At 66.9% G+C, this 25,114-nt stretch carries 14 protein-coding genes, 3 pseudogenes and 2 CRISPR repeat arrays; of the genes and pseudogenes, 9 read left to right on the top strand and 8 right to left on the bottom strand.

The window, feature by feature from the left end:
- Positions 1 to 22 precede the first annotated feature (22 nt).
- From ACTWNK_RS01900 to ACTWNK_RS01920, 5 genes and pseudogenes are all read right to left on the bottom strand, one after another.
- Positions 23 to 205 carry a hypothetical protein gene (locus tag ACTWNK_RS01900; protein ID WP_474301492.1) on the bottom strand — a complete coding sequence of 61 codons (183 nt, stop codon included), beginning with the start codon at positions 203 to 205 and terminating at the stop codon, positions 23 to 25.
- Between the two features lie 236 nt (positions 206 to 441).
- Positions 442 to 1,293: a helix-turn-helix domain-containing protein gene (locus ACTWNK_RS01905; RefSeq protein ID WP_474301730.1), complete on the bottom strand. Its 852-nt coding sequence runs from the start codon at positions 1,291 to 1,293 to the stop codon at positions 442 to 444.
- Positions 1,265 to 1,786 carry a DUF6879 family protein gene (locus ACTWNK_RS01910; protein ID WP_474301731.1) on the bottom strand — a complete coding sequence of 174 codons (522 nt, stop codon included), beginning with the start codon at positions 1,784 to 1,786 and terminating at the stop codon, positions 1,265 to 1,267. The genes ACTWNK_RS01905 and ACTWNK_RS01910 overlap by 29 nt, the downstream gene beginning before the upstream one ends.
- On the bottom strand, positions 1,770 to 1,976 hold the full coding sequence (locus ACTWNK_RS01915) for a hypothetical protein (RefSeq protein ID WP_474301732.1): 207 nt from the start codon (positions 1,974 to 1,976) through the stop codon (positions 1,770 to 1,772). The genes ACTWNK_RS01910 and ACTWNK_RS01915 overlap by 17 nt, the downstream gene beginning before the upstream one ends.
- Positions 1,977 to 3,041: 1,065 nt before the next feature.
- Positions 3,042 to 4,164, bottom strand: a pseudogene (locus ACTWNK_RS01920) (IS630 family transposase).
- Positions 4,165 to 4,702: 538 nt separating this feature from the next.
- Between ACTWNK_RS01920 and ACTWNK_RS01925 the strand changes: the two are divergent.
- Positions 4,703 to 5,170, top strand: a complete 468-nt coding sequence (locus ACTWNK_RS01925) for a site-specific integrase (RefSeq protein ID WP_474301733.1) — start codon at positions 4,703 to 4,705, stop codon at positions 5,168 to 5,170.
- A 661-nt stretch (positions 5,171 to 5,831) separates the two neighbouring features.
- Positions 5,832 to 6,601 (top strand): annotated as a pseudogene (locus tag ACTWNK_RS01930) (transposase family protein).
- A 363-nt stretch (positions 6,602 to 6,964) separates the two neighbouring features.
- Here ACTWNK_RS01930 and ACTWNK_RS01935 read toward each other — a convergent pair.
- Positions 6,965 to 7,420 (bottom strand): TnsA-like heteromeric transposase endonuclease subunit, encoded by a 456-nt coding sequence (locus ACTWNK_RS01935; RefSeq protein ID WP_474301734.1) that lies wholly within the window; start codon positions 7,418 to 7,420, stop codon positions 6,965 to 6,967.
- Between the two features lie 308 nt (positions 7,421 to 7,728).
- On the opposite strand from ACTWNK_RS01935, the gene casA reads away from it, so the two are divergent.
- The 7 genes and pseudogenes from casA to ACTWNK_RS01970 all read left to right on the top strand — a co-directional run.
- Positions 7,729 to 9,963: a type I-E CRISPR-associated protein Cse1/CasA gene (gene casA, locus ACTWNK_RS01940; RefSeq protein WP_474301735.1), complete on the top strand. Its 2,235-nt coding sequence runs from the start codon at positions 7,729 to 7,731 to the stop codon at positions 9,961 to 9,963.
- Between the two features lie 24 nt (positions 9,964 to 9,987).
- Positions 9,988 to 11,112: a type I-E CRISPR-associated protein Cas7/Cse4/CasC gene (gene cas7e, locus ACTWNK_RS01945; protein WP_474301736.1), complete on the top strand. Its 1,125-nt coding sequence runs from the start codon at positions 9,988 to 9,990 to the stop codon at positions 11,110 to 11,112.
- Positions 11,097 to 11,900 (top strand): type I-E CRISPR-associated protein Cas5/CasD, encoded by an 804-nt coding sequence (cas5e, locus tag ACTWNK_RS01950; protein ID WP_474301737.1) that lies wholly within the window; start codon positions 11,097 to 11,099, stop codon positions 11,898 to 11,900. The genes cas7e and cas5e overlap by 16 nt, the downstream gene beginning before the upstream one ends.
- 6 nt (positions 11,901 to 11,906) lie before the next feature.
- Complete coding sequence (cas6e, locus tag ACTWNK_RS01955; protein WP_474301738.1) at positions 11,907 to 12,659, top strand: type I-E CRISPR-associated protein Cas6/Cse3/CasE; 753 nt, start codon at positions 11,907 to 11,909, stop codon at positions 12,657 to 12,659.
- A gap of 9 nt (positions 12,660 to 12,668) precedes the next feature.
- Positions 12,669 to 13,700, top strand: coding sequence for a type I-E CRISPR-associated endonuclease Cas1e (gene cas1e / locus ACTWNK_RS01960; RefSeq protein ID WP_474301739.1), 1,032 nt, complete (start codon positions 12,669 to 12,671; stop codon positions 13,698 to 13,700).
- Complete coding sequence (gene cas2e / locus ACTWNK_RS01965) at positions 13,697 to 14,002, top strand: type I-E CRISPR-associated endoribonuclease Cas2e (RefSeq protein ID WP_474301740.1); 306 nt, start codon at positions 13,697 to 13,699, stop codon at positions 14,000 to 14,002. The genes cas1e and cas2e overlap by 4 nt, the downstream gene beginning before the upstream one ends.
- Before the next feature lie 21 nt (positions 14,003 to 14,023).
- A CRISPR array of direct repeats spans positions 14,024 to 16,797; the repeat unit is 28 nt; unit sequence GTCGCTCCCGCGCACGCGGGGATGTTCC.
- A 94-nt stretch (positions 16,798 to 16,891) separates the two neighbouring features.
- Positions 16,892 to 17,544 (top strand): annotated as a pseudogene (locus ACTWNK_RS01970) (IS5 family transposase); the annotation flags it as partial.
- A 1,639-nt stretch (positions 17,545 to 19,183) separates the two neighbouring features.
- Here ACTWNK_RS01970 and cas3 read toward each other — a convergent pair.
- Entirely contained in the window at positions 19,184 to 22,009 is a 2,826-nt protein-coding gene (cas3, locus tag ACTWNK_RS01975; protein ID WP_474301741.1) for a CRISPR-associated helicase Cas3', read from the bottom strand.
- 152 nt (positions 22,010 to 22,161) lie between these two features.
- A CRISPR array of direct repeats spans positions 22,162 to 23,369; the repeat unit is 28 nt; unit sequence GTCGGCCCCGCGCACGCGGGGATGGTCC.
- A gap of 106 nt (positions 23,370 to 23,475) precedes the next feature.
- Positions 23,476 to 24,665 (bottom strand): IS3 family transposase gene (locus ACTWNK_RS01980; RefSeq protein ID WP_474301764.1). Its coding sequence is split into 2 segments (ribosomal slippage): positions 23,476 to 24,434 and positions 24,434 to 24,665, totalling 1,191 coding nucleotides; the frame shifts between segments, so codons are not numbered across the junction.
- Positions 24,666 to 25,114: the final 449 nt, after the last annotated feature.

Genomic DNA, 25,114 nt, shown 5'->3' on the forward strand with positions numbered 1-25,114 from the left:
TCAGGCCGCCCCGCTGAGGCGCTCATGCCACGCTCTCCCGAGCCCGCAAAACCGCCCCGGACGCTACCGGACCATCAGGGCACGGCAGCACGGCCCCGCCGATGATCCACAACGTGTTCGGCCGCTTCTCCAGCACCGTGTTCAGATCGGCGAGGGCCAGATAGCCGTCGATCCCCAGCGTGCCCGGATCGCCGCTCTCCCTCACACCCCGCCGAAACATCTGCGCCCTGTACTCCTCGCGCCTCCACGACGGAGGAGGCACAGGGTTCGACTCGCAGCCAATCTCATCCAGCTCAGCATCGGTAAGCGGTCCAACAAGGACCGCCTTCTCAGGCTTGGCACGACGTCTTGGGTGGCGTGGGGCCGCCTTGCGTGGGGGCATGCCTCGACGGTAGGAGAATTCCCAATGAGGATGAAGGCTTTTCCTGTTGAGGAATAAATCTATACCTTGCTACGGAACTCGCAAGCTACCCCTTCCAGAAGATCACGTGCAGCATTACCTCTCAGCGCATGCTCGCGAAAGAAGTTGAAAAGTTCAAGATGGTAGTCAACATCTTTGGTGTCGCGCATTATTATCGCACCACTGAACACTTCTGCCGTGACCAGTCGATTGTCGTAAATGGTGAAGGTATTGAGGGGGCCGGCGTCCACATGGGTTCGCAGAGGGATTATTTCCACGTGAGCATTTGTCAGCCTTGAGACTGATATGATTCGGTCGATCTGAATTGCCATGGCCGGAGGCGAGACTAGCGCCCAACGCACCGCCGCCTCCGCGAATAGGAATATAAAGGTCTTGCCTGTGTCATAAAGAACTGCTTGTCGTTCCAGCTTCTTTGCCAGCATCCGAGAATGGTCACCGGGGACGCGACTCATGGTCGCCTTCGCGTACTCGGGGGTGTTGAGCAGACCAGTAACCATCACGGGAAGGAAGTACCGTAGCTCGGTCGCAGCTGCCTCCAGGGCCGCCAGCTCGCGTTGCTTCTTGTCCAAACCCTTGCGGAGTGCTGCACGAAGCGCCTGGTACTCGGTGTTGGCGATGCGCGCAAGGGCTATCACCTCGTCCGCGATATCGCGCGGTGTTCCGAGTGCGGTGAGTATCCGTTCCGCGTCTAGCGTAGATGGCTGGACGCGCCCTGTTTCGATCTTGGATAGCTTGGCTTGGCTCATGCCGCTACGCGCGGCTACGGTCTCACCGGTTAGCCCAGATGCATCCCGTAGCCGACGCAGCGTTTGAGCAAGGCTGGCGCGATCGCCGTCTTGCTTTTCAGGCTCTATCTGCAACGTACTCCGCAAACGGCACGGACAACTCGACAGCGATGTCGCGATACCGGATGTATTCCGTAGGGTCAGTGCCCTCCATTAGCTCTCGGCCTATTTGGGAGCCGTCCGGCCGGTAGAGCATCTGGACAACGTGTGTTTCATCAAACAGGTAGAAGTCGTGGCCTGGCAAATCTGGGGCGGGCATGGCGGTGGTGTCGAGGATTCGAACCTCCTCGCCCGCTTCTACATTGAATCTATACCACCACGTGAATTCGTATCGCAGGTAGTCCGACAGCGGTCGCCTAAGAACGTGAACGCGACCGATAGTGCGTTTCGTTGAGCAGTAGCGGCGAACCTTGTCAGTCCACTCCTTTGCGTGCTCACCCGTGGGCACTTCTCCGGCCAGAAATCTTAGAAATGTGTCGTCCTCGCCCGGCATGGCGTAAGTGGCATGCGTTTCAAGGCGGAACGCGGAGCGCTGGAACCCTTCAAAGAAGGCTTGCCATGCGTCATTCTCCAAGCGCACGCGCAGTCTCCCTGATAAGGGATTCTGGAATCTCAACCACAGACTCACCATCTGGGGTCGTAATCGTTCTGATGGTATATCCCTGCACGGCGACGAATCCGGGCTTCGTGGATCGGAATACCGTGGGGCAGTCGTTCGACCCACAGTTGTCAGTACCGCAGTCGCCGCCAGCGATGATGTCGTACTGCATGGTGCCTCCTGTGATCGGGAAGGGGCCTACAGGAAAGTTAGGCCGACGCCTCCATGAGGTCAACATCAGTTCCGTTATTCCAGAACGAGAATAACGGAAGTGCCTGCGCCATCAGTCGTGGGCGTCGGCAAGTCACCTGATGCGCGCGGGGCCCTGAGCTCTGAGTGAACGGAACGGGAAACCGTCAGCTCAGCCCAGGCCAGGGCCGGCCTCGGAGTCATCACAACGTCAGCACACGTCCCGGTATCAGCAGGGAACAATCACAACCAACAAGAAGCCCCAGACTCCCGACGAAGGCCGCGAACTGGGACTCTATCTCCTGTTTGACCAGGTCGGACTAGTTCTGCTAAGGAGACCCGATGGACGAAACCGGAGTAGTCCACTGTCGCCTGGACGAGCGCTGTCGAGGGTGTGATGCCGGCGTTGTGCATGCGCAGCGCCGGGCCTGCGCCGCCGAGCGCGTCGGCCTGGTGCTGCGCCATGCTCTCAAGCCGCACACGCACCGGTAGGGGCTCCTTGCTCGGCGGCGGGCCTGCTTCCCTGGGGTGCGGATTCAGCCGTCTCGGGTGTGGCGGTCTGTGACACCGTTCGTGCCGTCACGGCATCGGCGGCGTCATCAGGAGGTTGGGGGGTATTTGGCTGCCGAGGTGGGACGAGAGCTGGGGTATCGGGGGCTGGCCTCCGATGAGGTGATGGTTCGGGAAGGGAGGGATTCGCGGTTCGCCGGGTTCGTTCGCCGGCGGTGGCGCGATCGCGGAGCTTCGGGGGTTCGGGATGGGCATGCACTAGAGGTGGAGTTCGGTGGCACCGTCGCCGGGCCTTTGACGCTTGGTCATTTGTCGCATTTTGGGCTGGGGTTGTTCGAAGGCAGGGGCTGAGCGCTCGGATGCTTGACAATTGAAGAACGGTGATCGGAATCGGGGCTGTATGTGCGGTTCGGAACCCCTAGTGCACGCGGAATCCCTGGGGGGTTCCCAACCGCAAGCTGCCTGTTTCGGGCACGAACCACTCAGCATGTGCGGGGTCTAGTGCTGTGACCACAAATGATCACCGGGTTGTCGAGAGTCAGGCTGCCACGCTGAGTGGGCGCCCGCCCCAGCGGATGCCCTTCTCACTGCGAATGCGGGCGCGTTCGCGGCGTTGGGCGGCGAGCACGTCGGGGTGGCGGGCGTGGGCATTGCGCCAGCGCAGGTAGGCATGCAGAGCCCGGGTCTGGACGGTGTGGTTGGGGTGGTCGGAGTTGGCCAGGGTGAACTGGCGCAGCGGGCCGAAGTGCGCCTCGATCGGGTTGGCCCAGGAGGCGTAGGTGGGGGTAAACAGCAGCCTGACCTTGTTCTTGGTGGCCCAGGTGCGGATGCGCCAGTTCTTGTGCGCTGAGAGGTTGTCCAGGATGACGTAGATCGGGGCGCCGTCCGGTCGGGCAGCTCGGATCGAGCGGAGTGCGGCCCAGGTGTGGTTGATGCCCTTGCGCCGGTGGTTGACGCCCCACAACAGGTCGTCGCCGACGGAGTAGCAGCCGTGGAAGTAGGTGACGCCGTGGGTGCGGTGGTAGGTGGCCGGCAGCCGGTCCGGCTGGCCCGCCGGTGCCCGGCTTGTGCCGGCGGTGGGCCGGATGCCGAGCGGTCCGAACTCGTCGAAGGCGAAGGTGCGCTCGGGCCGGCGGGTCAGGGCGTAGTCGATCGCGTCGAGTTTGGTGTCGAAGTCGGGGTCGGGTGAGTCTTTCCCGGGTCTTGGTGCGCTGGAAGGTGATCCCCCGGCGGACCAGCAGCAGGCGTAACGCTTCGCGGCCGAGGGTGATCGCCCGGTCGGGAAGGCGGTGCAGGTAGTTCAGGAGTTTGCGGATGGACCAGCGGGTGAAGGGCCGGCCGAAGTTGGTCGGGCGGGTGGTGGCCGTCTTGGCGATGAAGTCTTCGTCGTCAGGACTGGTCAGGCGGGGACGGCCTCCCGCCCACTGAGGGTCCAGGCAGGCCAGCCCGATCTCGTTGAAGCGGTGGATGACGTCGCGGACGGTGTCCTCGTCGGCTTGGACCAGGCGGGCGATGACCGGCACGGTGTTGCCTCCGGCTGAGGCCGGCAGGATCATCGCTCGCCGGTAGCGGACCGTGCTGGTGGTTCCGCGTCGCACGATCCGCTGCAGTTTCTGTCCTTCTTGGTCCGTGAGCCTGCGGACCCTGACCGGTTGCGTCACCCTGCCTCCAAGACTGATCGGCCGTGGTCAGTCCATCCAATCGGCAGAAGTGTTGTGCACGCCAACCCGGTGATCATTTGTGGTCACAGCACTAGAGATACTGTGTGGACGTTTGCCGACGTCACAAACCGTTGCACTCAGCCTCACGGCTGAGCTCCATTGCAGGACCTCGGCCGCCACCCAGCGCCCCGGAAGCAAGGTCGTGTTGCACTCAGCCTTACGGCTGAGCTCCATTGCAGGTTGTAGTAGCCGAAGAACTGGGCGAGGTGATCGGTGTTGCACTCAGCCTTACGGCTGAGCTCCATTGCAGGAGCCACTGGCCGATGACGGCCTGGCCGCCGCGCTCGTTGCACTCAGCCTTACGGCTGGGCTCCATTGCAGGCCTCCGAGGCCCGCCGATCGACTGAAGTGGTTGGCCTGAGGCGCACAGCAGATTCCGGGCAGTCAGCTACATAAGCTGACAGAAGTCTGAAAGAAGTCAGGTGTGAGACGAGGCGTTGCCGGCGGTTCTCACCGGGTTCGAGGACAAGCAGTCCGCATGGTGCTGGAGGGCGAGCGGCACCCGAGGTATGGCGTACCCGGATGCCGAGCCCAGTGCTGGTTCGGGTACGGCGGCAACGACACCGTGAGCAGCCGCCACTGCTGCTCCTGCGGGAGATCCAGGCCATCTTGGACGGGTGCGCAGCCCGACCTCGATCACGGTGAGTGGGCCGGGAACCTGCGTGACCGGCTGCTGTTCCCGCTGCTGGCTGAGACGGGGATGCGGCTGGGTGAGGCGCTGGGCCTGCGGATCAGTGACTTCGTCATGGGTCGCGGCGCCACTCCGTATGTCGAGATCGTCCCGCACGAGGACAATCCCAGCGGGACGCGGGTGAAGATGATGCGCCCGCGCCGGATCTACGTCGGCGCGAACTTGGAGCGTTTGTTCGCCGACTACCTGACCTCCTGGCCTGCCACACCCTTGAGTTCGTCCTGCCAATCAGCATCGATTCCCCGCTGCTGGTGAGTCTGTCTCGGCCGCTGCTCGCCGCGCTGGGGGAAGGCACCGTGCGCGACAGACCACGCTGCTGCGCGGCAAGGACATCGGTCCGGCCGGATGGACACCGCACTGGTTCAAACACAGTCATGCCACCGCGTTACTCCTGGCCGGGACTTCTGCGCACGCAGGATTTCGCCGGTCCACCAGATGGGGTAGGCGCCGGTGCGGGTGAAGTCGTCCCGGCCCTCCGTGATCGCTTACCGCATGACAGCGACGACCCGCGTCATCGACCAACCCGAATCGCGGCTTCTTCCGGACGGGCCGTCGATCGGCAAGCTCCAGCAGCCCTCAGTCTGGTAGCGGCGCCGAAGACTCCCCCACCGTGCTCGTGCTCGCGCGGTTGCCTGCAGCGATCAGTTCATGCTCTGGCCCGCTCCCGAGCGGTCAGCGAGTGCCGGGTCGGGGCGTAGTCAAGCGCGGTCGTACACCTTCGCCCGCGTCTGGCCTCATGCCGTGCAAGACCTTCAGAATGTGGTCCTCCCAACCACAATGAACGCTTTTCATCCTCCTGGCGGGTCATGCGGGTCACAGCATGATCGCGAGTCGAGGATCCGCCTGATCAAGTAGAGAAGCTCCTGGTAGACGGGTTGATCACCACAACCAAGTCCGTCGTCACCAGGAGCTTCAGGTGTTGTTCTACCGTGCTGCGGTCGATTTGTCGCGTTCAACGCTGAACTACGTAGCCGGGATGATCCGCCGGCACCGTAAGGCGATCAAGTCTGTGTGGCGGCAGCTCAACCCCGGCCAGCAGGCCCTGCTGGTGCTGGTCTACCTGCGCAAGGGCGAGACGTTCACCGATCTCGGAGCCGGATTCGGGGTATCGACGACCACCGCGTGGCGGTATGTGGAGGAGACGGTGAAGCTACTGTCGGCCCGCTCCCCGAAGCTCGCACAGGCCTTACGGAAGGCAAAGTAGGACGGGCTGCACTACCTGGTGCTGGACGGGACACTCATCCACACCGACCGAGTCAAGGCCGACCGCCCCTTCTACTCCGGCAAGCACCGCGTCCACGGGATGAACATCCAGGTCATCGCCGGTCCAGACGGCGCGATCCTGTGGACCTCCGGGGCGCTGCCGGGCAAGAGTCACGATCTGACCGCCGCCCGGATCTGGGGCATTCTGCGAGCACTGGAGCGCGCCGGGATCGTCGCCCTCGCCGACAAGGGCTATCAAGGCGCAGAAGGGCCGATCGTCATGCCGTACAAGGGCACGAGCGAGCCGGAGTCGCAGAAACAGGCCAACCGCGCCCATGCCCGGCTTCGCGGTCCGGGTGAGCGCGCGAACGCCCAGCTCAAGACCTGGCGTCTTCTCCGCAAGCTCCGCTGCTGCCCGCACAAAGCCGGACACCTCTGCAAGGCCATCGCCGTTCGCAGAACTACGAGCTCGCCCGAGGATGAAAGGCATTCAATGCTCTGTCCACCGCATGCTGGGGAATAGCCTCAAGGAGGGAAACGGGCGGGATCCTCGGCCGCGACAGCTCGCTGCTCATCACGTCCTTTCCGTGATCTTCCGCCTTGGAGGGCGTGGCGGCGAGGATTCCTCGCGTCGACATACTCGGCTCCAGCGCAGCGACGTTGTCGGGCACCGCGTCCACCATGGCGGCGCTGTTATGCAGAAGGGTGTACGTACGTTCGGAGCGCCAGTCCACTGCAGGTGAAACTCGGTGCGCAGCACGGCCGGCACGTCACCGGCTTCCTCTGCCCTGGCCCGCAGCGGAGTCGGCTGACGAAAGATCCTTTTCCAGCTCCCCGACGACCTCATCACGGACACGGCGTGCGTGCCGATAGCGAGCCAGCCGCCGCACGTTGGCCATGAGCACCGGATCGGGGACGCCCAGATGCTCGAACTCCCAGCCGACCGCCGCAGGCCTCGGCCGTGCGGGCGAACGCCTCAGCGCTCCGATCGTTCATCTGATCCGCGGCGCGGACGTCGATCACCCTTGCACGGCCGTCGTCCAGCCGTACGACGGAGTCGGGCGCGTGACGACGAAATTCATCGTCACGCCAGTGCAGCCACAACGGCTGCGAAGCGTCCCCCACCACCTGCGGATCGACGTCCAGCAGGATCAGCCGGTTTCGCTCCAGCCACGACTCATAGCCGACATGACCGTCGGTGGTCGCTGACCAGCACCGACCGGGAAACGTCGCCCTCCCTTGGACCAACGAAATCTCCGCACGGGTGGTACCCGATCGAGGGGCGGACCAGGCTTCGCCCAAGCATGCCCGTAGCCAGTGCGTGCCAGAGAGGTCCCCAGATCGAAAGCTCTGAGCGTCGGATCACCGTAGGCGCGTTGTTGCTCCCGCACAGTATTGACTCCAGCACCAGGAGCCTCAGTAATCACTTGACCTTCGGTGACAATGCTCAGGCTGCGTTGCGACAGGACAGTTCCCGCCGGTTTTTGGTAGCGGAAAATGCGAAATACGGGCCGGTAGTTACTGATGCGCCGGAAAATATTGGCGCTCCCCCCTACGCTCGCCTCTGTTCTTAGTCCCTGATCATTTCTTTCTCCGGCAGGCGGCCGTACATGGAGCAGTTCGACCTGGCGTGCGATGCGTGGCTGCCGCTGCGACGACGGGACAACGGCGGGCTGGAGGCACAGGGGATCGAAAAGGCCCTGATTGACGCCGACGCCTACACCGAGATCGTTGTCGAACTGGCGACGCAGGTACCCGCGCTGCTGCGGCAGGTGCTGCTGCCGGTCGTCGCCGACGCCCTGGGGTTGCCCGCTGACCGGCAGGCATGGCGAAAGCGCTTCGAGGCTGGAGCGTTCAGCGAGGACGAGCGTGATCGGATTCGGACCTACCTGGCCGCGTACCGCGGCCGGTTCCAGGCGTTCGGCGCGACGCCGTTCGCCCAGGCCGGGGCGCTGGAGGCGATGAGCGGCGATACCAAAGGGGCCGGGCTGCTGGTGGCGACGGAGTTCACCGGCAACAACGTGCCGCTGTTCGCGTCCAGGACCGAGGCCGAGCCGCCCGCGCTGACTCCGGCGCAGGCGATGCGGTGGGTGGTGCACGCCCACTGCTGGGACACCGCGGCGATCAAGACCGGCGCCAAGAACGACGACAAGGCGAAAGCAGGTAAGACGACCGGAAATCCGACCGGTCCGCTCGGGCAGTTGGGTGTCTTGATCCCGGTCGGGCGCACGTTGTATGAGACGCTGCTGCTGAATTTGCCGATCGGGAAAGAGTCGCTGCTGGGGACCCCGCACTGGGCGCGCGACCCGTCGGGCCCGGCCTGGGAGAGCGCAGGGGACCCGGACGGGCTGCTGGGATTGTGGACCTGGCAGTCGCGGCGCATCCGCCTGGTACCCGAGCAAACCCCGCACGGGGTTCGGGTGCGGCAGGTGATCGTGGCCGCAGGAGACCGGCTGCGGCATGTTCCGGAGTGGGAGCCGCACACCGCATGGAAGTACGACAAGCCGACCGGTAGGACCAAAGTGGCCGACCGTAAACCGCGCCGGCACGTGCAGGGCAAAGCGATCTGGCGCGGCCTGGAGGCGCTGCTGGCCGTCCACCACAGCGACCTGGACAGCGGATCGGTCGAGACCAGCGCCCTGCTGCGCCAAGCCGAAGACCTGCGTGCGGACGGCGCACTAATGGAGGACTACCCGTTGCGGGTGGAGGCGTTCGGTGTCGCCTACGGTACCCAATCGGCCGTCATCGACGATGTCTACCACGACGTCATCCCGTTGCCGGTGGCCGCGCTGCGCCAGGACGCAGACCTGTACGGGGTGCTGGTGGAGATGACCGGCCAGGCCGAGCGGCTCCACCGGATCATCAACGGCCTGTCGGCCGACCTGCGGCGCGCCGGCGGGCTGGACCCGATCCCGTGGGACAAGGGTCAGCGCCCCGGCGAGCAGGTGCTGCACCTGCTCGACCCCGTCGTACGCCGGATGCTCGGGCATGTGGCCGGCTTGGACGACGAACGCATCGAGCAGGCGCTGTCGGCCTGGGAACAGGTCGCCGGACGCACCGCGCGCCAGGTCGCCGACACCGTGTTCGCCGCAGTGCCCGAAACGGTGTTCGGGCCGCGCGGTGACGGCAGCGGCAAAGCGGAGGCGGAATTCGGGCTTGGCCGCGTCGAATGGCGGCTGCGGCGCGCCCTGGCCGCAACGTTGCCGCGCTATCGGCCCAGCACAACCACCCCGCACAGGAAGGACACGCAGGTGCCCCCGTACTGGACTCGCGTCAACCCCGACGGCACCTGGCTGCAGGAGCCCCGGTCAGGCCGTCCGCCTGGCCCGCCACCAGGCGAGCACCTGGCGGCCATGCGCGCCGGTCTGGGCCGCAGCTACGGCGAGGTGGCCCAGCTGTGGCGCCACTACACCAGCGAGGTCGACGACGATCTCGCCCGACGCGGACTGGTCTCCGGCGAGCAGCAGGCCGAGCATGCCGCGCTCGCCCTGTACGGGCTGCACCAGCAGTCCAAGAAGACTTCGATGCACCAGCCCGGAGTCCGGCTGGGCAAAGCGCTGTCGGTGCTGCGCACCCACGACAAGTACACCCATGAGGCGATCGACAGGCGGGTGGAGGCCGCGGCCACCAGCACCACCCAGGAGGCGTTGCTGATCAGGCTGCGCGCTCTGATCGACCTGCTGCGCACCATCGACCAGCCCCTCGACTACGACAACCTGATGCACCTCATCGGTCAATGGCGTTATGAGGACGGCCGCCGCGCCGCGCGCCGTCAATGGGCCGTGGACTACCAGGTGAGAAACCCGGCCAGCCCCGACGACGACCAGGCTTCGGCCCAGTCCTGACACCCGCGATCAACGGAGATAGTGATGTCCAAGCGGCAGTACGTCGATTTCCACATCATTCAGACCGTGCCCCCGGCCAACCTGAATCGCGACGATCAGGGCAATCCGAAAGAGGCCAGGTTCGGAGGCGTACGCCGCTCCCGGGTCTCCTCCCAGGCGTGGAAGCGAGCCACGCGCAAAGAATTCGACGACAAGCTGCCCCAGGCCGAGCAGAGCACGCGCACCAAGCGTATCGCCGGGCAATTGGCCGCACGCATCGACGATCGCACCGGCATCGGAGCCGAGGCGGCCGCGCGCCTGGCCGGGGCTTTGCTGGAGCCGCTGGGCATCTCGGCCGGTAAGAAGGCCGGTAACACCGCCTACCTGCTGTTCTTCGGCTACCAGCAGCTCGACGAGATCGTCGCCCTGATCGCCGACGACGCCACAACACTGGCCGGGCTCGACGACGAACAGCTCAAGGCCGCCACCAAAGACCTGGACGTCGCCGACAAGCTCAAGAGCGGCCACACCATCGGGGTTGCGCTGTTCGGGCGAATGGTCGCCGACATCCCTTCCCTGAATGTGGACGCGGCCACCCAGGTCGCGCACGCCATCTCCACCCACGCCTGCGAGATCGAATCCGACTACTACACCGCCGTCGACGACGCCAACGAAGCCGACGAAAGCGGCGCCGGCATGCTCGGCAACGTCGGCTTCAACTCCGCCACCCTCTACCGCTACGCCACCATCGGAGTGCACCAGCTGGTGGACAACCTCGGCGACGCCGAAGCCGCCATCGAGGCCGTCGAACGATTCGCCGAGGCGTTCGCCCTGTCGATGCCGACCGGGCACATCAACTCCTTCGCCCATCGCACCCGGCCCACCCTCCTGGCAGTCGTCGTGCGCGACGACCAGCCCGTCAACCTCGTCTCCGCGTTCGAGCGCCCCGTACGCGACAGCGACGGCATCGCCGCCGCCTCGGCCCAACGGCTGGCGCGGGAGTACCTGCGCTCCACCCTGCAATGGGGCGACAGCCCGGCCCATGTGGCGATCTGCCACGCCTTCGACGACGACGACACTCTGACCGGCGCGTTCGGGCCCAACCAGCCCTTCGCCACCATGCTGTCCGGCCTGAATGAAGCGCTCAGCGCCTCGTGGACGGCACGCTGATGCCGCCGTCCGCCGTCCTGCTGCTGCGGCTGGCCGGGCCGATGCAGTCCTGGGGCGACCAGAGCATGTTCAACCGGCGCGAGACCCGCCCGCACCCCACCAAATCCGGAGTGATCGGCCTGCTCGCCGCAGCCGAAGGCCGCGCCCGCCACGAACCCCTCGGCGACCTGCTCAGTTTGAGCATGGGCGTACGCGTGGACGAGGAAGGCAGCCTGCTGCGCGACTACCACACCGTCAGCGACTACCAAGGCCGTCCACTGCGCCAGGCGGGGGTATCGGCCAAGGGCGTCCAGAAGCCGACCTCACCCCCCAAGTACACCCACATCACCCAGCGCTTCTACCTCCAGGACGCCGTGTTCGTCGCCGCCGTCGAAGGCCCTGAGCCACTCATGCGATCGCTGGCCGCCGCCGTCCACCGCCCGGCCTTCCCTCTCGCCCTGGGGCGGCGTTCCTGCGTGCCGACCCAGCCGATCGTGCTCGGTCTCACCCCCCAGCCGATCCTTGCCGCGCTCACCAACCTGCCGTGGCAGGCAGGCGAACACAACAAGAGCGCTTTCGGCCGACACCACGGGTGGCGAGAGCGCATCGACCGGATGGTGACCATCGACACCCCCGACGGCGAACAGGTCCTGCACGACGAACCGCTCTCCTTCGACCCCCACGACCGCCGCCACACCACCCGCAAGGTCACCCACGTGTGGTGCTCCATCCCCACCGGCTTCCCCCACCCGGACCCATCGGATGAGCCCGCCACCCCGCACGACCCGTTCGCGCTGCTGGGCTGGTGAGCGACGATGACCTACCTGTCCCGCATCAGGATCAACCCGCTGCGCGCCCAAAGCCGCACCCTGCTCACCAACCCCCGCGTCATGCACGCCTTCGTCAGCGCCGCCGTCCCCACCACACCCGACGGCGAACGCCTGCTGTGGCGCCTGGACACCGACAACCCGCACCGCCCGCTGCTGTTCGCCCTCACCCGCACCACCCCCGACTGGAGCCACCTGGTCGAGGCCGCAGGCTGGCCGGCCGCAGACGGTGAACACACCGCCGTCGCCGACTACGCCCCCCTTCTGGCGCGACTGGCCGTCGGCCGCGAGTTCGCCTTCCGGCTGACCGCCAACCCCGTCCAGAACACCAACCGCCCCGACAAACCCACCCCACGCCAAGCCGAACGCCTCGCCGCCGGGTACACCCGTTCCTTCCGCCTCAACCACCGCACCGCAACCGCTCAGCTCGGCTGGCTTCTGGAGCGCGCCACCCGCAACGGATTCGAGATCCCCCCGGCCCGCACCGACCCCGGTATCGCCCTACCCGGCAGCGACCAGGACAGCCCCGCCTCCGACGTCCGGCTGACGGGCCGCGACCGGCACGCCTTCGCCAAAGGCGGCCAAGGCCACAAGGTCATCCTGCATACCGCGACGTTCGAAGGGCGCCTGCGCGTCACCGACCCCGCCCTGCTGGCCAACGCCCTGAACAACGGCATCGGCCCCGCCAAAGCGTACGGATGCGGCCTGCTCACCCTCGCCCCCCTGCCGGGCACGCGGTAAGGGCAGAAGTTGGACGACATCTGGTGGAAGGCCCACCCTCATGACCTGCACCGCGTCAGCGACCGCGTCTCCAGCCTCTACATCGAACGCAGCCACATCGATCGCGACGACAACGCCGTCGTCATCGTCAACAAGCGCGAAACCGTGCGCGTCCCCGCCGCGCTGGTCGCCGTCCTGCTGATGGGCCCAGGCACCCGCATCACCCACGGGGCCGTCCGCCTGCTCGCCGACTCCGGCACCACCGTCTGCTGGGTCGGCGAGCAGGGCGTGCGTATGTATGCCGCCGGGCTTGGCCCGGCCCGCGGGGCCGCCTTGCTGTATCGCCAGGCCTGGCTCGTCACCCGCCCCAAGGAACGCCTCAACGTCGCCCGGACCATGTACGGCATGCGATTTCCCGGCGAAGACGTCTCCACCGCCACCATGCAACAACTACGCGGACGCGAAGGCGCCCGCATCCGCAGGCTCTACCAAGCTCACTCCCAGCGCACCTCCGTCGCCTGGAGTCGCCGCGAGTACCGGGCCGGTGACGCCCACGCGGCAGGGGATGACCTCAACCGTCTGCTATCGGCCGCCAACGCCGCCTTGTACGGCATCTGCCACGCTGTGATCGTCGGTATCGGCGCCAGTCCCGGCCTGGGATTCGTTCACACAGGATCGGCCATCTCCTTCGTTCTGGACGTGGCCGACCTCTACAAAGCCGACTACACCATCCCGCTGGCCTTCGACCTGGCCGCCGAGGGCCTCACCGAAGAACGCGACGCCCGCACCGGCCTGCGTGACCGCATCGCCCAGACCAAACTGCTCGACCGCATCGTCGCCGACATCAAATCCCTTCTCACCCCGGAAGGAACCGACCTGCCCGAAGACGACCACAACCAGCTTTGGGATGAGCGCGTCGGAGCCGTGCCCGGCGGCACCAACTGGGCCGACGACTCCGAAATCGCCGTCAATCTCGGCCTGGACCTCATCCAGCCCACCATGGGGGAGAACCACATCGCCGTCATCGGCCCCGAATTCGACACCTCCGGCCCCGGCTCATGACCGTTATCGTCCTCATCGCCGCTCCCGAAGGCCTCCGCGGCCATCTGACTCGCTGGATGATCGAAGTTAATGCCGGTGTTTTCGTCGGCAATCCAAGCCGTCGCATCCGTGACCGCCTTTGGGACCTCCTCGCCACCCGCATCGGCGACGGCCAAGCCATCCTGGTTGAACCCGCCAGCAATGAGCAGGGCTGGGCCGTCCGCACCGCAGGCAAAGACCGCTGGCACCCCGTCGACTATGACGGCCTCATCCTCTCTGCTCGCCGCCGAATCCAACTGAATGAAAACCGTCCCGCAGGCTGACAACACCCCAGGTCAACAAGCGTCGCTCCCGCGCACGCGGGGATGTTCCCAACATCAGCAGCTTTCAGGCGGCGCTGCGCACGTCGCTCCCGCGCACGCGGGGATGTTCCCGAGGACGAGGTCTACGAGTTCTCCGCGCAGGAGTCGCTCCCGCGCACGCGGGGATGTTCCGCTGACCTGTGAACCTATCTCGCCCCACATGCAGTCGCTCCCGCGCACGCGGGGATGTTCCTACGACGGCGAGCGGCATGGTCAGCCGCCGCTGGTCGCTCCCGCGCACGCGGGGATGTTCCTACCTCTCTTATCATTTCCAATTGCGCCCATTCGTCGCTCCCGCGCACGCGGGGATGTTCCCTGGAGTTGGTGGTGCGGGAGAAGGAGGCGAACGTCGCTCCCGCGCACGCGGGGATGTTCCGCCCGTCGCCCTGCCCGCCGAGACACAGCAACTGTCGCTCCCGCGCACGCGGGGATGTTCCCTTCGCCCGCGACCACACGACGCGGGCGGCTCGGTCGCTCCCGCGCACGCGGGGATGTTCCTACGGCTGCTCCCTGCCGCCCGCCATGTGCATGGTCGCTCCCGCGCACGCGGGGATGTTCCGTCACCCACGCACGGTGCGCGCCCTCTGCCCACGTCGCTCCCGCGCACGCGGGGATGTTCCTGCCCTGGATTTCGAGCCGCGTTGACTGCACGGGTCGCTCCCGCGCACGCGGGGATGTTCCCGGCGGGGTCGCCCTCGTCGACCTCATGCTCGGGTCGCTCCCGCGCACGCGGGGATGTTCCGCACCCGGTGGGCCGGTCACCCCGCTGGAGCCCGTCGCTCCCGCGCACGCGGGGATGTTCCGCCGTGTAGGCCGAGGATCATTTTCATGGCCTGGTCGCTCCCGCGCACGCGGGGATGTTCCCTGCCTGGCGAGGTCACCTGCTGCCAGCTCACCGTCGCTCCCGCGCACGCGGGGATGTTCCCTCGTCCTCCCGCTCATCATGGCCAATGATCGCGTCGCTCCCGCGCACGCGGGGATGTTCCCCACTTACGGATCTCGCGCTCGTCTTCCGGGGTGTCGCTCCCGCGCACGCGGGGATGTTCCGCGGATGCGGCTGCCGGGCCCGGCGTACCCCCGGTCGCTCCCGCGCACGCGGGGATGTTCCCGGTGAGGTGATCAACGAGGCGGATGCTGTGGCGTCGCTCCCGCGCACGCGGGGATGTTCCCTCGTGGCCAGCCTTTCTGGTGCCCAACTCATGGTCGCTCCCGCGCACGCGGGGATGTTCCGGTGTGCTGGGGGAGCATCGTGTGGTCGATGCCGTCGCTCCCGCGCACGCGGGGATGTTCCTACTTCGCCGACCCGGTGTTTGACGAGGTTGCGGTCGCTCCCGCGCACGCGGGGATGTTCCGCCATACGCAGCGACATCGAACGGGCCGAGCTGGTCGCTCCCGCGCACGCGGGGATGTTCCCTGGGGGGCCTGGTTGGTGGTCGACTCGGCGACGTCGCTCCCGCGCACGCGGGGATGTTCCGTCTCGACGAACTCCATGTCCTTCTGGGTGAACGTCGCTCCCGCGCACGCGGGGATGTTCCGCTCTTGTGGACGCGGGCGATATTGAGGGGTTGGTCGCTCCCGCGCACGCGGGGATGTTCCTGCAGGCGCAGGGCCGCAGTCAGGCGTTCGCGAGTCGCTCCCGCGCACGCGGGGATGTTCCCCAGGCGACCACCGGCCAGCCGACCCACCGGCCGTCGCTCCCGCGCACGCGGGGATGTTCCCGACCACGCCGCAGCCAGGCACCCCAGCACCCCCGTCGCTCCCGCGCACTCGGGGATGTTCCCCTTTCCGCGGGTCAGCAGACGGTGCAGCTCAAGTCGCTCCCGCGCACGCGGGGATGTTCCGCCTTCCGGCAGGGCCTGCCCAAGCCACGGGCGGTCGCTCCCGCGCACGCGGGGATGTTCCGGCGTGGCGCATCCACCCGGTGGCCTGGTCCTGGTCGCTCCCGCGCACGCGGGGATGTTCCCCTACGACAGGCGGAGCCTCAGGCAGACGGGATGTCGCTCCCGCGCACGCGGGGATGTTCCCTGGGCGATGTTCGCGCGCAGCTCGGCCCGGCGGTCGCTCCCGCGCACGCGGGGATGTTCCGCGCAACCCGGGCCTGTCGATCGTCGTCAACCGGTCGCTCACGCGCACGCGGGGATGTTCCAGTGTCAGGTTTTTTCAGGCTTCTCTCCCGGACGTCGCTCCCGCGCACGCGGGGATGTTCCGGCGTCAGCCCTGCCGGGCTTGATCCTGCTCTGGTCGATCCCGCGCACGCGGGGATGTTCCTCGGACACCGACATCCGAGTAGAGCGAGACGTGGTCGCTCCCGCGCACGCGGGGATGTCCCAGGTCGTACCGGCGCAGCCCTGGGATGTCCTCGTCGCTCCCGCGCACGCGGGGATATTCCCTCCGGCCAGGGTGCCCAGGATGGCCACCACGGGTCGCTCCCGCGCACGCGGGGATGTTCCCCGCCGGTTCTGGTTCTCCCACCCGGCCCGCCCGTCGCTCCCGCGCACGCGGGGATGTTCCGGCGGTCTTTGACGTGCCAGCCCTCATCCTTGAGGTCGCTCCCGCGCACGCGGGGATGCTCCCCCGCCCGACGCCGCCCGCGACACCATGGACGAGTCGCTCCCGCGCACGCGGGGATGCTCCCGACATCGGCGCGTCGACACGCAGCCGCAAGGTGTCGCTCCCGAGCACGCGGGGATGTTCCGTGCGTCGGGTGCGGGGGCTTGCTCGCGTTGTCGTCGCCCCCGCGCACGCGGGGATGTTCCTCGCTGGACGACCTGCGCTGGCCTTAGAGGTCCTAACAGAATGATCTCTGTTGTGCTTTGATCTCTCGCTGTAGTGATGGCGAGAGGAGCGAGCATGGCGCGGCTGAAGCCGTGGGAGGTCAGTGACGAGCTGTGGGCGGTGATCGAGCCGTTGGTGCCCAAGCATGAGCGTCGGTTCCGGCATCCGGGGCGCAAACGACTTGATGATCGGCTGGCGTTGCAGGGCATCTTGTTCGTGCTGCACACGGGGATCGCCTGGGAGCACCTGCCGCAGGAGTTGGGCTATGGCTCGGGCATGACCTGCTGGCGGCGGCTGGCCGTGTGGAACAAGGCCGGCGTCTGGCAGCGTCTGCACGAGGTGCTGCTGGACCGCTTGCGCGCTGCCGGCGCTCTCGACCTCTCCCGCGCCGCGGTGGACTCCTCCCACATCAGAGCGCTAAAAGGGGGGCGCAGACCGGGCCGTCCCCGGTCGATCGAGGACGGGCCGGCAGCAAGCACCACTTGATTACCGACGCCACCGGCATTCCGCTCGCGGTGATCCTGACCGGCGGCAACCGCAACGATGTCACGCAGCTCCTGCCGCTGCTGCACGCCATTCCCAAGGTCCGCGGCAAGCGCGGACGCCCCCGCCAACGTCCCGATGCCGTCCTCGCCGATCGAGGCTACGACCATGACAGGTATCGTCGCCTCGTCCGTGAGCTGCAGATCCGTCCGCTGATCGCCCGCCGCGGCACCGAACACGGCTCGCTCATCGCACCGGGCTGATGGTCGTGGCGGCCTCGACATCCAGCACACGACCATCTGCGGCCATCGACTCGTGCCGCTGAACCGGCACGCGGTCAGCGCCCGCGCGGACTGATCGTCTCCGGCCCGGCGGGCACCGGCAAGACCACCGCCGTCACCCAGCTCGGGCTCGCCCCACGAAGTGCTGGACCCGACCCGCCACCCAGGCGTGAGCAATCGTATCCCAGTCGTCTACGTCAGCGTCCTACCCGCCGCCACAGCCCGCATGGCGGCAACGGAGTTCACACGCTTTTGGACTACCGAGCGGCTACCGGGCAACATCACCGGCGTTCTGGACTCGGTCTGCGGCGTCCTGGTCGGCGCCCGAGTAGGGCGGGTCCTGGTGGACGAACTCCACAACATCTCCCTGACCACCCGATCCGAGAGCCGAAGTCGCTGACACGCTCAATACTTCTCCGGACGGATTCCAGCTACCTTCATCTACGCGGGGATCAACCTCGAGCGCACCGGACTGTTCAGCGGCACGCGGGGACACCAGATGGCCGGACGCTTCACCCTCGTTCCCACCGCGTCCTTGCCTCTGAACAGCGAGTTGCGGGGCCTGATGGCCAGCTTGGAGGGCATCTTGCGTCTGCACGCCCACCGCCCGGCATCCTGACTTCCCTGGAGCGCTACCTGCACCAGCTCATCAAGGGCACGATCGGCTCACTCTCGCACCTCATCCGCAGAGCGGCCCTGGATGCGATCTTGACTGGTGGTGAGCGCATCATGAAGAAGACCCTGGACGCGATTCCACTCGATCGCAATTCACCCTTGCGCACATGACGGAACGACCGATCCACGACATCGCGGTCCGTACCTGCCCGGGCTGCGGTGAACTTTCTTCCCTCCTCAGGACCGCTCGCGCGCATTGTTGCGAGGTCGCATGCCGGATGCGCGCCTGCTGGCGCCGACTACGAGCTCGGCAAGCGCTCCTTGGCGGGTTGCTCGATCGCCGCGGCTTGGTTTGTCAGCGTCCAGTCGGTCCCGGACAGGCGCGGGAGCAGGGTCTACTGCTCTGACGATGGCCACACCCATGCTCACCGCGCCCGGATCTGGGGGCGTTCGGGTTGTCGGCGCAGATTCCGGAACGCCTGCCCTTTCGGCCACCACCCGCCGAGCGCGAAACAATCAGCTCTTCTCTGGGCTGGCTCGCGCTGGCCACCCACACTCTCGAGGCCGCGTTGCTCTTCCAGCTTCGCTATCGACTCGTCTCGGGCGCCTCCCTTGCTATCAGGCGCCTATTCGCCGTCGTTGACCTGCCTGAGCAGAGCCTCCGTTGTGCCCTTCCCGAGCTACGCAACAGTGAGGATTTGGCTCAACATCTCGTCCGTCCCGCCTGTCGGCTCTGCATGGGCGCACGGGGGGTGTTCCGTTCAGGTGTTGCGCTGGGAGCGGCCAGCGCACGGCACCTGCCCATGGTGTCCTCCCTCACAGCTCGGTGACCGCCGGCCGCCTACCTCTGATGCCGCGGGATCGCTCAGTCTTCGTCGAGACAGGACAGGAATGGACACGGCAATCATTGACGCACACGATTCACTATTCGTCAGAGCGCCACAACCTCGCCGTCGCTCAGATCATCGTCGGGCCGTACGCCTGGCTGCTATCGGATCCGATCGACGACCAGGCCCAGTTCGTTGTCGTAGCAGACCGAGAACGGGCCCACCTCGCTCCTCTCCCCTGTCTTGAGTTTCAACGCCCGGCTGTGGCGAAGCCATGCGTGGTCGCGCCAGCCAGCCAAGGGCCCCAGCTCGCTCTCAGCCGCTACGGAGAGTGCGGCCGGAAGGCGTACGGCGCCGCCTAAGACCTCGTCCACACGATCGGGCGACACCTCGCCGTTCGGTCCCAATCGCCTGCCTTTCCATGTGGTGTACCCCTGGTCGTCCTCGTAGACCACGATGGCTTCGACGCTGGGTTCGCCATCACGAACGATTGCGGAGACGACCTCGTCACCACCGCGGGTCTCCGCGTAGTGCAGGCCTTCCAGCGTCGTGTTCTCGTGTTCGGCGAACCGCGTCAGCAAGAACCTCTCGGCGCTCTTCGCCCGAATACGCTGCTGCGCCTCCCATGCCTGCCACGCCTGAGCCTCCGCCTGTACCCACGCCAGCGGCATCGCGATGTGCCCGCCATACCCACAGGCCACCAGCTGCGGCACCTGGCCGGGGATGCCCCAGGCCTTGCCGGCTGCCCCGGCGACGAGCGCGGCCGTGCGCAACAGCAGGTACCGCCCATAGATCGCCTCACTGGCCGGTAGTACCCAGGGGGCGGCTGACGTCGAAGGCCGGAAACCTGTGACGACGACGCACGGCTCCCGCAGCGGCTCGGGGCGAAAGACACCGCCATGTCGATGCAAGCGGCCGATGCGCTGCAAAAGCAGGTCGATCGGCGCCAGGTCGGTGACGAGGATGTCGGCGTCGACGTCGAACGACTGCTCGGCAAGCTGGGTGGCGACCAGGATCGTCCGGCGGCGCGCCTCGCTGGACGGTCCGAGCCGATCCAGCGCCCTATCGGTACGGTCTGCGCGGTGGGCGGCATGCAGTCGTCCGTGCAGGAGCATCACCTCTTCCGTCCCGAAGTGAGAGCAAAGCACCTTGTAGGTCTCCTGGGCTCGCTCGACAGTGTTACGGATCACCAGGCCACAGCCACCGTCACGCAGCCGATCGGCCAGCAACTCCACCACATCGGAGTGCGTGTTCGTATCGCTCCGGGCGGCAGAAGTCTCGGCAAACACCTCGATGCGCAGGCGAAGGTCTTCCTGACGCCAGGGCGGGCAGTCATCGACGAACACCTGCGCGCTGCCCTCCTGCAACCAGGCAGCCGTGACGTTCGGATATCCGGCAGGATCGGGCAGTTCGAACGCCGGCGCCGACTCGCGCCAGGCTGCGCCAGCCAAGTACGCCTCTGTCAGGGCGCGCCGCTGGTCGGGCGGCAACGTCGCCGACAGCAAGACGACGGGAACACGTGCCTGTCCCAGCCAGCGCAACCCCTCCTGCAGGAACTGAGACATGTAGACATCGGCGGCATGCACCTCGTCCAAGATCACAACCTTGCCCGCCAGGCCAGCCATCCGCAACATCACGTGCTTGGTCCGGGTCGCGGCGAACAGCAGCTGATCGATGGTCCCCACGACCAGCGGCGCCAGCAGACCGCGTTTACTACCGAGGAACCACTCTGCTGGCGCAAGCCGCTCCGACACCTCCTGAAGGGGGCTGTCGAGGCCATAAAGCGCATCCTCCTCGACACTTCCGTACATGTCGTCGGGGCGCTCGCCAGCTTCCGTCAGGAGGCGCTGCCATTCCTTGTTGAAGCGCCGCTTACCGTGCAGAAGTGCCACCTGCGATTCCAGCCCCGGGGCTACCTTTCCCGCCCACGCCCGCACCTGAGTGAAGATCGGATCGCTGGTGGCCTGAGTCGGCATTCCGACAAAGACGCCATCGGCGCCGAACCGCGCCGCCAGGATCTCCGCACTCATCAATGCGGCCTTCGTCTTGCCCTCCCCCATCGGCGCCTCGACGATCAGCAGGCCAGGGCCACTCATCTGCCGCGCCGCTTCCATCACCATCACCTGCGAGCGGCGCGCCACCTGGCCAAAGCGGTCCTGGAATGCCTCCGGCCCGGGAACTGCCAGGCTCCCCCACCCGCCCCGCAACCCCAGCTTCTTCCATGCCTTGGCCGCACGACCCCGGGAGACCTCCACGCCCACCTGCCCAAGATCGTCCAAGCCCTGGAAATGCTCCTCGTCGCTCGCGATCCAGTCGGCCATCACCACCAGGCCACTCAAATGCAGCTGATCGGCGCGACTGGGCACGTGCGCGGGCTGCACCTCCCCCAGGCTCTGATAACCCATCTGCCGGGTGAAAACCTCGACCACGGCTGACTGCGCCCTGCGCCAACCCGCCCCCTTGCCATGGAGGTGTCCGAGTGCGGAAACCGGCTCTGTCAGCCTCGAAACCGGCGGAAACCTTCCGTGATGGCCAGCGATCAGCGGCCACACCCACGCGATCTGCTCCGGCTGCCATCCAGCCTCACCGAGCACATGCCGCATCAACCTCCCGCCCGCCTGATCGTGGCGCCACCGCTGCTGCCGCTTGGGAACCCAGGTGAGACCCGCACCCTGTACCGCCCGCGCACCGGTCTCATCCATGCGCTGAAACGCCGGTGTCGCCTTCCCGCAATCGTGTACACCGCACACCCACGCGAACAACCGCCGCCCGCGCCCCGCCCCTCCAGCCGTCCTGTCCAGCAGGGCCTTTGTCGAAGGGGCGAGGTAGTCATCCCAGATCCGCTCGGCCACTGCAGCGGTATCGAGAAGATGACAGATCAGCAGGTTCGTCCGCCCACCCGCCCGCGCCGCCGACTTCCCCCACAACACACCCAGCTGGCGCACCAATGCATCATCGCCGAGAAACCCAAGATCACGCTCGTCCACGTCATCCTCCCCGCTCTTGCCTGGCGGCACTAGAATTGCCACCGGCAACCACGACTAGAGCCTCCATACAAGCCCAGGCCGAGACGCTACACGCTCCAACCCAACCGAACGAGAAACCGCTTTCCCCGTAGGGAAGCACCAGGTCAGCAAGTGTCGGCCCCGCGCACGCGGGGATGGTCCGATCGAATTCCCGATGAGGGTGTCGTAGAGCCAGTCGGCCCCGCGCACGCGGGGATGGTCCTGAGCTGGGCAGTAGCGGCCTAAGTGTGGAGCAGTCGGCCCCGCGCACGCGGGGATGGTCCCCGGGATGCGCTCATTGCGGCGTTGGGCGAGGTGTCGGCCCCGCGCACGCGGGGATGGTCCCTGCGTGGTGCTCGGCTGCCACATGCAGCTCGGGTCGGCCCCGCGCACGCGGGGATGGTCCCTGCGTGGTGCTCGGCTGCCACATGCAGCTCGGGTCGGCCCCGCGCACGCGGGGATGGTCCCTGCGTGGTGCTCGGCTGCCACATGCAGCTCGGGTCGGCCCCGCGCACGCGGGGATGGTCCCTGCGTGGTGCTCGGCTGCCACATGCAGCTCGGGTCGGCCCCGCGCACGCGGGGATGGTCCCTGCGTGGTGCTCGGCTGCCACATGCAGCTCGGGTCGGCCCCGCGCACGCGGGGATGGTCCCTGCGTGGTGCTCGGCTGCCACATGCAGCTCGGGTCGGCCCCGCGCACGCGGGGATGGTCCTGACCCAACGGCCCTGATGAGTGGGGCTCTCAGGTCGGCCCGCGCACGCGGGGATGGTCCCTGGGACGTCGCCGGGATGACGTTCGACAACATGTCGGCCCCGCGCACGCGGGGATGGTCCGCGGCCGTCCATAGCTGTGGTTGTGCTGGACTGGTCGGCCCCGCGCACGCGGGGATGGTCCCCAGGAGATGGATCAGTGCCACTGATACAGCAGGTCGGCCCCGCGCACGCGGGGATGGTCCGTGCCGACGGCGTCCCCCCACCCCTGCCCAGGTCGGCCCCGCGCACGCGGGGATGGTCCCATCGTCGTACCCGAGTCCAGTGCGCACAGGGCGTCGGCCCCGCACACGCGGAGATGGTCCTGCCGCGAGTGTGATCTGTTTGCGATCCGTCATGTCGGCCCCGCGTACGCGGGGATGGTCCGGCGTGGGACGCGCTGGGCAGCACGGTCGACATGTCGGCCCCGCGCACGCGGTGATGGTCCATGCAGCATGCGCTCTCTGGCCTTGGCCACCAAGTCGGCCCCGCGCACGCGGGGATGGTCCGGCCGTTGGTGGGGGCAGGGCCTTGTATCAGGCGTCGGCCCGCGTTGCCTTGCGGATGTCGGCCCCGCGCACGCGGGGATGGTCCCGTGGTCAACATGCGGGCATCACCTTGAGGTTTGACAGCACTGGGCGTCTGCAGTGTATGAGCGGGCAGTGCAGGGTGAACCGCTCCGGGATCGGTGGAGACTCTATTAGCTGACTCCAGCCGCCGGTTGGGGCTGGTGTTGAGCGTAGTAGACGGCTTCGTGTTCGGCTGGCGGGACGTCGCCGATGGCGGTGTGCAGGCGCTGACGGTTGAACCAGTCGACCCACTCGGCGGTGGCCAGTTCGACGTCGGCAAGGCCTTTCCATGGTGGTCGGGGTTTGATCAGTTCGGTCTTGAACAGGCCGATCTGCGATTCCATCAGGGCGTTGTCCAGCGCGTCGCCGACGCTGCCGATCGAGGCGTCGATCCCGGCCTGGAGCAGGTGGGCGGTGAAAGCGAAACCGGTGTATTGACTGCCCGCATCCGAGTGATGAACCAGACCCCACCCGGCTGGCATGCCGGTCCGCGCGCGTCGCCACAGCGCCATGTCCAGGGCATCCAAGACAAGCTTGGCTCGTTTGGTGGTGGCCGCCGACCAGCCCACGATCGCGCGGGAGTACACATCGACGACGAACGCGACGTAGACCACGCCGGCCCAGGTCATCACGTAGGTGAAGTCCGCCACCCACCGCTGGTGGGGGCGCGAGGCCGTGAAGTCGCGATTCAGCAGGCCGCCGGCACGCTCATGTCCGGCGTCGCGCACGGTGGTGCGCAGCTTCTTGCCCCGTCGGACGCCTTCCAGCCCCAATTCGCCCATCAGCCGGGCGATGGTGCAGCGCGCTACGACGATTCCTTCGCGGCCCAGCTGCCTCCAGACTTTGCGCACGCCGTAGACGCCGTAGTTGTCGGCGTGCACTCGGCTGATGTGCTGCTTGAGCTCGGCGTCACGTACAGCGCGGACGCTCGGCGTGCGATTCTTGGCGGCGTAGTAGGTGCTCGTTGCGATCTTCAACCCGTGCGCGGTCAGCACACGGCAGATCGGCTCGACCCCGAACACCTGGCGATGAGCGTCGATGAACGCTACGAGCGCTTGTGTGGCCGGTCGAGCTCGGCCGCGAAGAAAACCGACGCCGCTTTCAAGATCTCGTTGGCCCGCCGCAGTTCGGCGTTCTCCGCCTTCAGCCGTTTGATCTCCTCGGCCTCGGTCGACGTGGTCCCGGGCCGCCGTCCTGCATCGATCTGCGCCCGGCGCACCCAGCTGCGCACTGTCTCGGCCGTCCCGATGCCGAGCTTTGCTGCGACCGCTTTCATCGCGGCCCACTCGGTCGGATAGTTCGGCCGGATCTCCGCGACCATGCGCACCGCGCGCTCACGAAGTTCGGGAGGGTAGGGGGGACGGACGTGCCATGACTCGACCCTCTCAAGGAAACGAGTCTCCACCGAAGCCGGGGCGATTCAGGGCGCTGGGCGCAAGTACTCTTCCGCGTGTGAATCAGTCGGCCGTCGAACTGCACGTGAACGACGTGGCGGTTCCTGCAGGATACTGACACATCTGACGAGGATTACCCGGAACTTCAGGCCCTGTGCCGCGCGGGTATGACAAGCCAGCCGTGATAGATCAACACCTCGCACTTGACGCCTGAACGGCAGTGCTCATTCCATGCAGCAGGGCGACGGTGACATCAGCGTGTTGACCCTTGTCAGCTCGAGGTTGCTGCAGATGTGAGGGATGGCGCGCAGGGGGCGGTGGTGCCGTGGGAATGCAACCGCTTATCCGCGATCGGCCGGGCAAGATCATGGTCGGC

It is taken from the genome of Nonomuraea sp. IBHARD001, assembly GCF_056106265.1.